Annotated in this window: 11 protein-coding genes; 4 read left to right on the top strand and 7 right to left on the bottom strand. The window is 55.2% G+C overall.

All coding sequences use genetic code 11. The features are described from left to right. Window positions 1-27 precede the first annotated feature (27 nt). Entirely contained in the window at window positions 28-1,188 is a 1,161-nt protein-coding gene (locus tag AACY49_RS19615) for a hypothetical protein (RefSeq protein ID WP_339525840.1), read from the top strand. Between the two features lie 78 nt (window positions 1,189-1,266). Next, window positions 1,267-2,448 carry a hypothetical protein gene (locus AACY49_RS19610; protein ID WP_339525838.1) on the top strand — a complete coding sequence of 394 codons (1,182 nt, stop codon included), beginning with the start codon at window positions 1,267-1,269 and terminating at the stop codon, window positions 2,446-2,448. A gap of 164 nt (window positions 2,449-2,612) precedes the next feature. Here the strand turns inward: AACY49_RS19610 and AACY49_RS19605 are convergent, their stop codons facing one another. The 3 genes from AACY49_RS19605 to AACY49_RS19595 form a co-directional block, all read right to left on the bottom strand. Next, complete coding sequence (locus tag AACY49_RS19605; protein WP_339525836.1) at window positions 2,613-3,566, bottom strand: sensor domain-containing diguanylate cyclase; 954 nt, start codon at window positions 3,564-3,566, stop codon at window positions 2,613-2,615. 3 nt (window positions 3,567-3,569) lie between these two features. Continuing rightward, the gene (locus AACY49_RS19600) at window positions 3,570-4,583 is read right to left on the bottom strand and encodes a response regulator (RefSeq protein WP_339525833.1); all 1,014 of its coding nucleotides are present in this window, start codon (window positions 4,581-4,583) and stop codon (window positions 3,570-3,572) included. A 97-nt stretch (window positions 4,584-4,680) separates the two neighbouring features. Beyond that, window positions 4,681-5,670 (bottom strand): hypothetical protein, encoded by a 990-nt coding sequence (locus AACY49_RS19595; RefSeq protein ID WP_339525831.1) that lies wholly within the window; start codon window positions 5,668-5,670, stop codon window positions 4,681-4,683. A gap of 310 nt (window positions 5,671-5,980) precedes the next feature. On the opposite strand from AACY49_RS19595, the gene AACY49_RS19590 reads away from it, so the two are divergent. Next, window positions 5,981-6,793: an HNH endonuclease gene (locus tag AACY49_RS19590; protein ID WP_339525829.1), complete on the top strand. Its 813-nt coding sequence runs from the start codon at window positions 5,981-5,983 to the stop codon at window positions 6,791-6,793. Window positions 6,794-7,032: 239 nt separating this feature from the next. Here AACY49_RS19590 and AACY49_RS19585 read toward each other — a convergent pair whose 3' ends face one another. From AACY49_RS19585 to AACY49_RS19570, 4 genes are all read right to left on the bottom strand, one after another. Next, complete coding sequence (locus AACY49_RS19585; RefSeq protein WP_339525827.1) at window positions 7,033-7,548, bottom strand: BRO-N domain-containing protein; 516 nt, start codon at window positions 7,546-7,548, stop codon at window positions 7,033-7,035. A 390-nt stretch (window positions 7,549-7,938) separates the two neighbouring features. After that, on the bottom strand, window positions 7,939-9,189 hold the full coding sequence (locus AACY49_RS19580; protein WP_258616658.1) for a ribonucleotide-diphosphate reductase subunit beta: 1,251 nt from the start codon (window positions 9,187-9,189) through the stop codon (window positions 7,939-7,941). A gap of 657 nt (window positions 9,190-9,846) precedes the next feature. Beyond that, entirely contained in the window at window positions 9,847-10,119 is a 273-nt protein-coding gene (locus tag AACY49_RS19575; protein ID WP_258699487.1) for a hypothetical protein, read from the bottom strand. Window positions 10,120-10,303: 184 nt separating this feature from the next. Further along, a complete protein-coding gene (locus AACY49_RS19570; RefSeq protein WP_339525822.1) occupies window positions 10,304-10,567 on the bottom strand; it encodes a DUF2790 domain-containing protein in 264 nt (87 codons plus the stop codon). Between the two features lie 405 nt (window positions 10,568-10,972). On the opposite strand from AACY49_RS19570, the gene acs reads away from it, so the two are divergent. After that, a complete protein-coding gene (gene acs / locus AACY49_RS19565) occupies window positions 10,973-12,928 on the top strand; it encodes an acetate--CoA ligase (protein WP_258699489.1) in 1,956 nt (651 codons plus the stop codon). Window positions 12,929-13,194 lie beyond the last annotated feature (266 nt).

Here is a 13,194-nt window from a genome sequence, read left to right as displayed (position 1 = left end):
TGTGCTCGTTTATACAAGGATGATGTTATGTTCAAAGGACTGTTTCGTCTGAGCGGCGTTATCGCGCTGGCGTGCACAACTTTTTCTACCGCGCTGTGGGCTGAAAACGGTACTCAGGTCTACACCGGAACCGTGGGCAAATCGCCGATTGTGCTGGAGGTGAACGCCAACGGCGGTGAGGGGCGGTACTTTTATCAGAAGTACCGCAAGGACTTGGTGCTCACCGGCAAAAAAGAAGGCGAAATCCTGGTCCTTGACGAAGGAAACCAGCGGTATGGTGAGGATACAGCCCTCCCGCAAATTCGCTTGCAACCCAAGCCCAACGGCTGGTCCGGCGAATGGACCAGCCCTCAGGGCAAAGTCCTCAAGGTCGAGTTGCAGCAAGCCACTCTCCCGCCAGTGTCCGCCGACACCTTGCCCTATCTCGCAGCACTCCATGAAAACTCGCCTTACGAATATTTGCGGCTTCAAGGCATGAAGCTCAAACCAGGAAAGACTGAAACGTTCAACGGCTACTCACTGCAATGGTGGAGCGAGCCGCAAACAAAGACGACGCTGTTTGAAGTCGTTTCGGGCTACGCCACTGAAGAGCGTCAGCGCATCAATCAACAGTTGATGGGGCGCTTGTGGCAGGAAGTGGTGGGTTATTACGGGTGTCTTGCTGGCGGTGGCGTGAACTTCTACTACCAAACGATCAAACCGGTGTTGATGACGCCTTCGGTCATCAGCGTGAACATTGGTACTGAGTACAACTGTGGCGGCGCTTACCCGGATCAGAACGATGTACCGCTTAACCTCGATGCCAAGACCGGCAAGCCCTTGGTGCTTGAGGATATTCTTTGGATAGGGGAGGGCAAACCCCTGCATTACGAAGAACTCTATGGAGAAAGCGACCAATCACCTGACACGTTCACCGCGTTTTCTGCGTACCGTTCCAACGAGCTCGCGCCATGGCTGGTGGCGCAGCTCAGCAAGCTTTATCCAGATCAAATGACCAGTGATGAGGATTGTGCCTACAGTGACGAAGACCGGTGGCGTTACCTGTCTTGGTACTTCACTGAAAACGGTATCAAGCTAGAGCCATCATTTGCTCATGTAGACGCTTCATGTGGGCATGTTGAATGGAGCGTCCTGCCTTACAACCTCATCAAACAACACCCCGGTGGTGTAGCGGTGCAACTGCCTTGAGGCTGGGTTACGTATGGCTTTCAAGCCGCACCTGGCTATCTCCCGCGAGCACGCGTTCATTTATACAAGGATGACTTGATGTTCAAGGGGCTGTGGCGTTTGATCGGCATTGTTGTGCTGGTGTGCTCAACCTTTTCTACTGCGCTGGGGGCTGACGGTGGCAAGCAGGTTTACATCGGAACGTTAGGCCAATCGCCGATAGTGTTGGAGATGAACACCCATAACCCTGATGGCGTGAGTGGGCGTTACTTCTACCAAAAATACCGCAAGGACTTAATGTTCAGTGGCAGTAAGGACGGCGAGACGCTGGTAGTCGATGAGGGTAACGATAGCGATCATGAGGACACGCCGCGCCCGAAAATTCGTCTTCGGCCCACGCCCAATGGCTTGTCTGGGGAATGGACCAGCCCCCAAGGCAAAGCCCTGAAGATAGAATTACTGCAAGCAAAACTACCACCGGTTCCTGCTGGTACTTTGCCTTATCTCGCTATGCTTCATGACGTGACGCCTTATGAGTACTTGCGCCTGCAAGGTATGAAACTCAAACAAGGCAAGACCGAAACCTTCATGGGCTACACACTGCAATGGTGGAGCGAGCCGCAATCCAGGATGTCGATGTTTGAAGTGGTCTCGGGTTACACCGCCGAAGAGCAGCAACGCATCAATCAGCAGTTGATGGGGCGTTTGTGGCAGCAAGTCGTCATCTTCCATGATTGCCTCACCCAGGTCGGCATGAACACCTATAGCCAAACGGCCGATCCGTTGTGGATGTCACCCTCGGTGATCAGCGTGAACATCAGGGCCGAGTCCAACTGTGGCGGGTCCTATTCGGATGAGGGCGACATGCCATTCAATCTCGAAACCAAGACCGGCAAGACCCTGGCGCTGGAAGATGTGCTTTGGATAGGACGGGGCGAGCCGAAGCATTACGAACTAAGCGAGCTCGACGACAAGGCGTCCTATGATGCTTATCTCGCCTATTCCGAATACCGCACCAAAGAATTGGCACCGTGGCTGGTGGGTCAATTGCGTACGCTCTATCCCGAGCAAGTCACCAGCTCGACTGATCGAAATGATGATTGCGTCTACGGTGAAGAGCAGTCGTGGATCTTCCCTTCCTGGTATTTCACCGACAAAGGCATCAAGTTGCTGCCTGCATTTGCCCACAACCAAGCCATGTGCCGAAACGTGGAATGGAGCATCCTGCCGTACAACCTGATCAAACAACACGCTGGGCATGTGGCATTGAAGTTGCCCTGACGCTGAATTACTTATCCGCCAACCCCGGCGCTTCCCGAATAATGAAGTGATCCAGGTTCTCGATATTGGCACTGAACACCCCGAACGTCTGTTCGGGGTTTTTCATGCTCGGCACCTGCTTCAACGCTCTTGTCCGCCGCTACCGTTGGGTTGGGCTGCTTTATTTACTCATACACCGTCACCCGATTGCGCCCGACCTTCTTCGACGCATACAGCGCGTGGTCCGCCCAGGTGATCAGGTCGGTGTAGTTGGTCGAGGGCTGGCTCAGATCGGCCACCCCCAGGCTGATGGTGAAACGGATGCTCTGGCCGTTGTGCAGCACTTCCAGTTCTTCGATTGCCTTACGCAGACGCTCGGCGAAATCCCGTGCACCGCTCTTGTCGGTATCTGAAAGCACCACAGCGAACTCTTCACCGCCATAACGCCCGGCCACATCGGTGTCGCGCACATGCTCACGGACCAGCCTGGCGACTTGCTCGATGACCTTGTCGCCCGCCTGGTGACCATAGGTGTCGTTGACCCGCTTGAAGTGGTCGATATCGAACATCACCAGGCTGATGGCATTGCCATAGCGCTGGTGCCGGGCATAGGCGACTTTCAGGTTTTCTTCCCAATGACCACGGTTGTACAGCCCCGTCAGCCGATCAGTACTGGAGAGTTGTTGCAGTTGCGCATTGGCGGCCTGGAGCTGATGCCGGTTGGCGGCGACGTCGGTGACGTCATAGATCACCAGGCAGATATGGTTGATTTTGCTGTCGGTGGAGCGCAGCGGGAACAACGTGGTGTTCTGGTACATGAACGCTTCCTGGCCGGTGATCGGCTGGTAGTTCTTGAACCGCACCACATACGGGCGCTGCTCCCAGACAGTGAACGCTGGCGTGCCCAGGGTCACGACGCTTTCCACCTTGCGGCGGAACCATTGGCGGTCGATTTCGGGAAACAGATTGAAGAAATACTGATTGTGAGCATCCTTGGGCTGTACCCCGGAGCGGTTCTCCATGAAGGCGTTCCAGACCTGCACGCAGTAGTCGCGGTCGAGCACCACCACACCGACGTCGATGCTCTGGACGATCGCCAGCAACCAGTGAAACTCGTTCAGATCGATAGGATCGTTCATGGCTCAATTCATCAAGTAGGCGAGTTTGTGGGTCAACCGCTCGATTGAGTCTTCCGTGAACAGCAACAATAGGTCGAAACGAATGTCATGCCCTTCCAGGCTGTAGCTGATTTCCACCGCCAGGGTCTTTTTCCAGCGCTTGTGATTGACCCGGATCAGCTCATCGATGGCCGCGTGCTGGCCGAGGACCTGCGGGTGACCTTGAGAAAACGCCACATCGATCTGTTCGGCAATGCTGCTCAGGCAAGCACCGATCAGAACGCTGGAGAGGTCCAGCAGCATTTCCAGGTCTGAATAGTCGGCGCTCTGGCGTTGCATCAATTGCGCGATGTCAGCGATTTCCGAGTCGTGAAACATCAGCAGGGCTTCGCCGGCAATGCCACTGCCGATAAAACCCTGGCAGATGGCCGTGAGTTGCTTGCAACTGCTGGCATCGGTCAGCGCCATGTGCAACTCGCCGACTTCGAGGATGTTCACGTTCGGTACCGGCAACTGCACAAAGACGCCCAACACCTTGGCGATCAGGGCGGCCGCCCGGCCGATGGCAACGTTGACCGTTTCACGGAACACATCGTGAAAACTGATGACGGTATTCGCCGCCGGACGACTCCCCAGCAACGCCTGGTCGGGCTCCATCAGTAGCCCTAGCTGACGGAGTGTCTGGCGCAGCTCGTGTTCGTCGAAAGGCTTTTTCAGGAACGCCAGCGCACCCAGCTCACGCACGCGACGCACCGCTTCTTCCTGAACGTCACCGGAGATCACGATGACGTGCGCCTTCAATCCTTCGGCGCGCAAGGCGCTCAACACCTGATAACCATCCATCTTCGGCATGGTCAGGTCGAGCAGCACCACCTGCCCCAACCCCCGGCGTATGGCCTCCATTGCCTGATGACCATTACCGGCCTCGGTGACCGACACCGGCCAATCCGCCGGCAGTGCCCGTAATACTTGCTTACGAGCCATGCTGGAGTCGTCACAGACCAGTAGGGGAATCACTGACACAGATAAGCCACTCATCAGGGAAAATACTAGCGGCATCATGTCACAAGCTTACAAAGGCCACCTAACAAACGAGGTCTTACTAAGGGCGACGTCCGGCAGGGTGAGCGAATGACTATTTACTCGCCAACCCCGGCGCTTCACGAATGATGAAGTGGTCCAGGTTCTCGATATTGGCACTGAACACGCCGAACGTCTGCTCGGGGTTTTTCTTGCTCGGCACCTGCTTCAACTCCGGCGTCACGCCATAAAAGAAGCAATACAACTGCGCGTCACTGTCGACGGCGTGCTTGATCTCTTCCAGAAACGCTTTGCGCTTGCGGTAGTTGTCGATCAACTTCTTGCTCAAGTAAACGTTCACCGAATAAGGCTTCTTCTTCGCCTCGTCCGGTTGCTTGACCCAGACCTTTTGTTCGAAATCGATGCGAAAGCTCTGCGTGTAATCCTTGATCTCCTTGATCTTGCCCCAGTAAATCAGCCCCTTGTTGTCCTGCAGGTATTCGATCTTCTTGAAGAACGATCCATAAGGCGCCGTGTGCTCGCCAATCTTCAGCGGCATACGCTTGAGCAGATCCTTGTCCTCGAAGTTCGACACAAAACACTCCACCGGATGGGCGAAGACACTGGTCTTGTCCGGCGCCGACTCCCAGCTCGGATGCTCGACGTTACTGGCCGCTGAAGTGGGTGTTGGGTCATCCCGCATGACATCCGCCGCCACCGCCGGGTTGGACGGCTTGCGCACATACTCACGTCGAGTCAGCAACAACTCCGACGGGAAATGCTCCTCCCGACTGTCATCCGATTCCGCCCCGTCCGCCTCCAGGCCCGACGCCGGCGTCTTCAGGCTGACATAAGGACAACCCTCGACATGCCGGGTGCTGGGGATGTTCTTGAAGTGCGGCGTGCGCACGTAATTCACATTCTTGGCGTTGAACGTTCCCAACACGTTGGCGGCATCGAACGCCAAACGGCAGGCATCGTTGGGGCACTGGAAGTGCTCCTTGGCGGAATCGAAGTTCATCGTCTCGTCGAAATTCAAATCGCGCACGTCATAGATCGACAGCTTTTCGTCGAGGCTGAGGCAGTAGGCGAGGTCGAATTTCATGGCGGGCTCGGGTCCTTGAGTGGGGAAGGGTATTAATAGCGGGAGGGGCGTGATAGCGCACCTCTTAATTCGTCAATATCTTCAATCTTTGGGTATGCGTGTGGCACGTTTGGCCTCGCTCACGATGAGGTGCAGTTACGATTTTGCTATCTACGGCATCTGTAAGAAAGGAGATGTTTCTGCGGGTTTTGATTGAGCTGCTAGAGCGAAACTTTTCCTTTGCTGATCGAAATGTGGGAGTTTTTCACGAAGCCTGTAGGAATTTTCTTGTTGTTTGGTAGGCTTCATCTTCTGTTATGAGGATGAATGGATGCCAGCTGTCATTGCCGAAAATGATGTATCGAAGTGGTCCGATAAAACCGGGGCCCGGTATCACTTCCCGAAGCAGTACAGACCAGTGCTCTCCGAAGGAATGGAGGTGCTTTACTACAAAGGGAAAATGAAAAATAAGGCTTTTTCGGATCAGCGCCTGAGTGCGAGCCCACACTATTTTGGTGTTGCTCGAGTAGGGAAGATATATGCGGACAAGGACAGCACAAAGGGTGATCTGTTTGCTGATATTGAGGATTTCAAGCCTTTTGAGTTTGCAGTCCCGAACAAAATTGATGGGGAATACCTTGAGCCAATTCCTCAAAGGCTAAAAGACAATTATTGGCGCAGAAGTGCTCGGGAAATTGATCAAGCCGTATTTGACAGAATTTGCTCTCACGCGGTGCTGAAGGTGCAACTGGACGACGGTTCTAGCCCAATCGATGGCGCGCAGGAGTTTGAGACTAGAGTTACCGGCACTGAAGGGAAAAAAGTCGCCTATTACGGCGTCAGATATGAGCGCAACCCAAAGCTTAGGCTGCAAGCAATCGAAATTCATGGACTTCGATGTAACGCCTGTGAATTTGATTTTGAGAAGGCTTACGGCGAGCACGCGAAAGGCTTTATCCACGTACACCACGTGAAACCCATTTCTGAATATGAAGAAGACCAGGTGGTCGATCCAGCGACCGACATGATTACACTCTGCGCAAATTGCCACGCGGTTGTTCATAAGAAGCCCAACCAGCTGCTGAGCGTTGAACAACTGAAAGGCATTCTCAGTGGGCGTTGGGTTTTCGACGAGTTAACCTAAGGTAGTTGTGTGGTGTAAGAGGAGGGTTGCAGGGGAATTTGAGGTGATTTATTTATCGGACGACTGAAGAGTCCGACTCCTGATCACTCCAATTTGGGATATCGATACAATTGCCCGAGGGTTGAAAAAAACCTCGGGCAATATTTATTGGTCATCAAAGCTGTCTACGAATTGCTAAGAATAGCTACGGATTTCGCAGGCATTCCTAAAAAACACGGCGCCTAGCCCATCGAATGCTTCTACGACTGAAACACCTGAGCGACCCTCCGCCACCATGGTTTCGACACATTCACCCGACTTTGCGTCTGATCGTTTAACAGGTAAGGCATGTCCCGTAACCGAATCCAACCTTCATTCTGCCAATGCAGCAGACTCAACGACATTTCCGGCCAATCCAACAAGCTCAACATCGGCCGATCCGAATTTTCAGATTGCTCCGCATCGCGCAAGGCCGGCACCACCTGATGGGTCAACCACTCTCGCAGCAACCGATTCCCTGGAACATAGTGATACACCAAAAGCGCATACACGCCGGACTCGCTGAGCATTAGCTGTTTTTCTGGTTGTCGGAAATACTCAATCCACAAAACGCGACGCTGATCTTTATCCAGTTTGCTGACCATACGATTACTCAGATGGACACCCATCAAACGGCCAACATCGCGGGCGCAGAACCATGGTTGATTTTCAAGAAGAAGGGCATGGAGGTGAAGGTTGTGGCGGGTGAAGAGCGTCGGCCTAAAGGGATCACGCATGACCGATCGGTGTGGAGTTTCTGCTGGCATATCCATTACCTCTACGTATGAGTGGAAGAGGGCCGGAACCCGACGTAGAGGATCTAAGAAATCCCAACAGGCTCTTTCTCCCACTCACAGGATTGCGCGTATATCGCTGATATCAGCGCGCGTACTGTGGAAAGGAAGTTAGCTTCTACGTTGGGCGTTTCTTAGGCACCTGCTATAGAGCTTAGAGATGCTCTGAAACGACATCAATGCGGACGGTGCTGGAATTGTTGTAGGAGTTTTAGTAGCGAAGGTCGAAATTAGTGAGAATTTTCTTACCCAATAAAAAGGCCCCGATCAGATCGGGGCCTCTTGCAATTCGATTTTTCGATTTACATCGTCAAATCACGGCGAGCTCGGGAATCAATCCCAGCTCAACGCCCCACCCGTCTGATACTCAATAACCCGAGTCTCAAAGAAATTCTTCTCTTTCTTCAAGTCCATAATCTCGCTCATCCAAGGGAACGGGTTAGTCGTCCCTGGATACTCTTCCTTCAAACCAATCTGCGACAAACGACGGTTAGCGATGAACTTCAGGTAATCCTCCATCATCGCCGCATTCATGCCGAGTACGCCGCGTGGCATGGTATCCCGAGCGTATTCAATCTCCAGCTGAGTCCCCTGCAGAATCATCTGGCTCGCTTCTTCCTTCATCTCAGCATCCCACAAATGCGGGTTTTCGATTTTGATCTGGTTGATCACGTCGATGCCGAAGTTCAGGTGCATGGATTCGTCGCGCAGGATGTACTGGAACTGCTCGGCGACGCCGGTCATTTTGTTGCGGCGGCCCATGGAGAGGATTTGGGTGAAGCCGCAGTAGAAGAAGATGCCTTCCAGAACGCAGTAGTAGGCGATCAGGTTGCGCAGCAGTTCCTTGTCGGTTTCGACGGTGCCGGTTTCGAACTTCGGATCGGAGATCGAACGGGTGTATTTCAGGCCCCAGGTGGCTTTTTTCGCGACCGATGGGATCTCGTGGTACATGTTGAAGATTTCGCCTTCATCCATGGCCAACGATTCGATGCAGTACTGGTAGGCGTGGGTGTGGATCGCCTCTTCGAAGGCTTGGCGCAGGATGTACTGGCGGCATTCCGGGTTGGTGATCAGGCGGTACACGGCCAGGACCAGGTTGTTGGCAACCAGGGAGTCGGCGGTGGAGAAGAAGCCGAGGTTGCGCATCACGATGCGGCGCTCGTCGTCGGTCAGGCCTTCCGGGTCTTTCCAGAGGGCGATGTCGGCGGTCATGTTGACTTCTTGCGGCATCCAGTGGTTTGCGCAACCGTCCAGGTACTTCTGCCAGGCCCAGTCGTATTTGAATGGCACGAGCTGGTTGAGGTCGGCGCGGCAGTTGATCATGCGCTTTTCATCGACAGCTACACGGGCAGAGGCGCCTTCCAGTTCGGCGAGGCCTTCGGCGACGTCGAGGGAATCCAGGGCAGCCTTGGCGCGGGCGATCGCGGCGGAGTCCGTCGCGGTCACGGCGCGGGCCTCTTGAGCGGCGGCACCACCGGCGCTGTCGAGGCGGTCCATGTTGGCTTCAGAAGCGTGGCCGGCATTGGCGCCTTTTACAGCGACTTCGCCGTCATCTTCTTTGTCGAATTCGTCCCAGCTCAGCATGACGTGTCGTCTCCTGCGTGAGGGCCAGATTGCCCGTGTGAAAACTGATAGGTTGGTTTTTCACACAGCCTTTTCTGGCCGCGTTGGATCTAAAGGAAATCGTTTGTTGCAGCAGTACAACGCAGGCAATAAACAGAATTTTGTACGGGTGTTCCGAAGCCACTGATGGGCGCAGAGAACGTGAGCCGCTCTGCGTGGGCTTCAGACTGGCTTTTCACCCCTGTAAGGGAATATTGCAGGCCCGTTTAAGTGCGCATTATAAGGAAATTTTCAGCCCCGTGGTGCGGCGAAATGGCACCTGGAGCGGTTGGCGAGGGGCGTTTTCTGGTTGGAGCGAGGGTTTACAGGGCTTTGGCGGAGGAAGTTTTTTTTTCGCCTGTTTTGGCTGGTTTTTGACGGTGAGGCCGGGGTGTTCGCGCCGTTACGGGCAGCTGTTGCGGCGCAAGCCAGGTGGGGCGGGGCTTGCAGGGCAATAGACGGGGTTTTGTGGACGAGATTGTGTGCCATTCTGAGCTGCAAAGGGTCTTGAAAAACGTTGCTCAAAAAACAACCAAAAAACCATGTTTTTCACTACATGTTGTGGTTTTGGTCGATTTTTAACCACTCCAGACACAACTAAGCCCGACCGAAGTCGGGCTGTGAGGTCGCGCTGGGTGTTCAGCTGAAACGAGCGGCCCCCACGCGGTCGGAACCATCGGCAGCAACCTTGGCGGCGCCGGTGTGATCGGAGCCGTCAGCAGCGACTTTGGCAGCGCCGGTACGATCGAAACCGTCAGCCGCGAAAGAGGCAGAACCGGTGTGGTCGTAACCGTCAGAAGCGACAGCCGCGTCGTTGAAAGCAGCCGAGCCCGTGCGGTCGTAGCCATCGGCGGCAAAGGTGTTGGCGGCCAGGACGGAAAGGGTCAGGGCGAGGATCAGTTTAGTTTTCATGGTAGTGGCTCCAGGTTCGTTGGCGTGGTGTGCCTTGGGTGTGGAATTCATACTACGCCAGATAATTTGATTAAAAATCGCAAATAAGTGCTTAAAGCAATCGGTTTTATCGATACAAGGCTCGGCGCTTCATCGGTCTTAAAAAAGGATGGGTCGAGCCTCGGGAGATAAAAGTGGGGGCGGATCAGCCGTTGGAGCAGCCGTTACCCATGACGCTGTAGCGCAGAATGTGCCGCTGGCCTTTGGAGTCGTCGTATTCCATTTTGGCCGGAACCACTTCGCAGACATTCGGGATTTCGCTCATCGAGATCACTTTGGCGATGTCCAGGTGGGTGGAGTAGGTGTATTCCTCGACGACGGGTTGTTGCTGTGCGACATCAGTCGGGACCTCGTCCGCCATGGCGGTTGCGCACAGACTGCTGAGGGCCAGAACTAACAAAGCTTTCATTTCAAATTTACCTTTCTGAGGTCGAATGGGGTCACGCAATCTTTTTGGGATTGCGTGTGGAGCTTTAATAAAGAGTCTTGGATTAACGGCCTTCGTGGGGGCTGCAACTGGGTTAATCACGTTGCCTTGCTGGCGAGACCGATTTTAGGCCTGGGGATGGCGTGCATATAGCCGTGCTTTTGATAAACACTTTTGGCAGATTTGGTAACAATCCTCCGTAAAGATCAAAAGATCGCAGGCTTCGCTAGCGCCTACGGGGGCCCGGAATAGCCGGGTTTGAGCGCCTTGTCGCGATATAGCTACATTCTGTAGGGGCTTGTTACTACCATCGTCGAATGGTTCTATAGGCGCCGCCCGGCTACAACTGGGCCATACAAAAACAACTATTCCACCGAGGTAAGAAAGATGAGTGCGGCTTCTTTGTATCCCGTTCGTCCCGAGGTAGCAGCCAATACGCTGACTGACGAGGCCACTTACAAGGCCATGTACCAGCAGTCGGTCGTCAACCCGGACGGCTTCTGGCGTGAACAAGCCAAGCGACTCGACTGGATCAAGCCTTTCACCACGGTGAAGCAGACGTCCTTCGACGATCACCATGTCGACATCAAGTGGTTCGCCGACGGCACGCTGAACGTTTCCTACAACTGCCTCGACCGTCATCTGGCCGAGCGCGGCGATCAAATCGCGATCATTTGGGAAGGGGATGACCCCGCCGAAAGCCGCAACATCACCTACCGCGAGTTGCATGAAGAAGTCTGCAAGTTCGCCAACGCCTTGCGCGGCCAGGATGTGCATCGCGGCGACGTGGTGACGATCTATATGCCGATGATCCCCGAAGCCGTGGTCGCCATGCTGGCCTGCACCCGGATCGGCGCGATTCACTCGGTGGTGTTCGGTGGTTTCTCGCCGGAAGCTTTGGCTGGCCGCATCATCGACTGCAAATCCAAAGTGGTGATCACCGCCGACGAAGGTGTTCGTGCCGGCAAGAAGATCCCGCTCAAGTCCAACGTCGACGACGCGCTGACCAACCCGGAAACCAGCAGCATTCAGAAAGTCATCGTGTGCAAGCGCACCGGTGGCAACATCAAGTGGAACCAGCATCGCGACATCTGGTACGAAGACCTGATGAAAGTGGCGGGCAGTGTGTGCGCGCCGAAAGAAATGGGCGCCGAAGAAGCGCTGTTCATCCTTTATACCTCCGGCTCCACCGGCAAGCCGAAGGGTGTGCAGCACACCACCGGCGGTTACTTGCTGTATGCGGCGATGACCCACGAGCGCGTGTTCGACTACCGCCCGGGCGAGATCTACTGGTGCACCGCCGACGTCGGTTGGGTCACCGGCCACACCTACATCGTCTACGGCCCGCTGGCCAATGGCGCGACCACGTTGCTGTTCGAAGGCGTGCCGAACTACCCGGACATCACCCGGGTGGCGAAGATCGTCGACAAGCACAAGGTCAACATCCTCTACACCGCGCCGACCGCGATCCGCGCGATGATGGCGTCGGGCACCGCCGCTGTCGAAGGCGCCGATGGCAGCAGCCTGCGTCTGTTGGGCTCAGTCGGTGAGCCGATTAACCCGGAAGCGTGGGACTGGTACTACAAGAATGTCGGCCAATCCCGTTGCCCGATCGTGGATACCTGGTGGCAGACCGAAACAGGCGGCAACATGATGAGCCCGCTGCCGGGTGCTCATGGTCTGAAGCCTGGCTCTGCGGCACGGCCGTTTTTCGGCGTGGTGCCGGCGCTGGTGGACAACCTGGGCAACATCATCGAAGGCGTTGCCGAGGGCAACCTGGTGATTCTCGATTCGTGGCCAGGCCAGGCGCGCACGCTGTATGGCGACCATGACCGCTTCGTCGACACCTACTTCAAGACCTTCCGTGGCATGTATTTCACCGGTGACGGTGCGCGTCGTGACGCAGACGGTTACTACTGGATCACCGGTCGCGTGGATGACGTGCTCAACGTTTCCGGGCATCGCATGGGCACCGCCGAGATCGAAAGCGCGATGGTCGCTCACCCGAAAGTCGCTGAGGCGGCGGTGGTGGGTGTGCCGCACGACATTAAAGGGCAGGGCATTTATGTCTACGTCACGTTGATCGCTGGCGAAGAGCCGAGCGAGCAACTGCGCCTGGAGCTGAAGAACTGGGTGCGTAAAGAGATCGGCCCGATTGCCTCGCCGGATGTCATCCAGTGGGCGCCGGGCCTGCCGAAAACCCGTTCGGGCAAAATCATGCGCCGCATTCTGCGCAAGATTGCCACGGCGGAATACGACGGGTTGGGGGATATTTCGACCCTGGCGGATCCGGGTGTGGTGCAGCATTTGATTGATACGCACAAGACCATGAACGTCGCGTAAGCGCCGATTCCTGAGTCATCGAAGCCCCACCAGGTGTTGAGCCTGGTGGGGTTTTTTATGCTTTGGGTTTTTGTGTTGGCCGTTCTGGCCTCATCGCGAGCAGGCTCGCTCCCACATTTGGAATGCGTTCCCCTGTGGGAGCGAGCCTGCTCGCGAAGGCGATCTGACAGGCAACACATAAACAACTACCAATAATTATCGGCTTCCCCCGTCGGCGCTTTCCCAATGTTACCCATCACCCTTCAAGTAACTGAATGTGTAACCGC

It is taken from the genome of Pseudomonas sp. EL_65y_Pfl2_R96, from assembly GCF_963970905.1.
Taxonomy (GTDB): domain Bacteria; phylum Pseudomonadota; class Gammaproteobacteria; order Pseudomonadales; family Pseudomonadaceae; genus Aquipseudomonas.
The sequence above is the reverse complement of the archived record's forward strand: the minus strand, read 5'-3'. Positions and strand labels throughout refer to the sequence as shown.

Coding starts and splice junctions, on each gene's coding strand:
- AACY49_RS19595 (WP_339525831.1), bottom strand. CDS start 5,670: ATGAAATTCGACCTCGCCTACTGCCTCAGCCTCGACGAAAAGCTGTCG.
- AACY49_RS19605 (WP_339525836.1), bottom strand. CDS start 3,566: ATGAACGATCCTATCGATCTGAACGAGTTTCACTGGTTGCTGGCGATC.
- AACY49_RS19590 (WP_339525829.1), top strand. CDS start 5,981: ATGCCAGCTGTCATTGCCGAAAATGATGTATCGAAGTGGTCCGATAAA.
- AACY49_RS19575 (WP_258699487.1), bottom strand. CDS start 10,119: ATGAAAACTAAACTGATCCTCGCCCTGACCCTTTCCGTCCTGGCCGCC.
- AACY49_RS19580 (WP_258616658.1), bottom strand. CDS start 9,189: ATGCTGAGCTGGGACGAATTCGACAAAGAAGATGACGGCGAAGTCGCT.
- AACY49_RS19570 (WP_339525822.1), bottom strand. CDS start 10,567: ATGAAAGCTTTGTTAGTTCTGGCCCTCAGCAGTCTGTGCGCAACCGCC.
- AACY49_RS19615 (WP_339525840.1), top strand. CDS start 28: ATGTTCAAAGGACTGTTTCGTCTGAGCGGCGTTATCGCGCTGGCGTGC.
- acs (WP_258699489.1), top strand. CDS start 10,973: ATGAGTGCGGCTTCTTTGTATCCCGTTCGTCCCGAGGTAGCAGCCAAT.
- AACY49_RS19610 (WP_339525838.1), top strand. CDS start 1,267: ATGTTCAAGGGGCTGTGGCGTTTGATCGGCATTGTTGTGCTGGTGTGC.
- AACY49_RS19585 (WP_339525827.1), bottom strand. CDS start 7,548: ATGCGTGATCCCTTTAGGCCGACGCTCTTCACCCGCCACAACCTTCAC.
- AACY49_RS19600 (WP_339525833.1), bottom strand. CDS start 4,583: ATGAGTGGCTTATCTGTGTCAGTGATTCCCCTACTGGTCTGTGACGAC.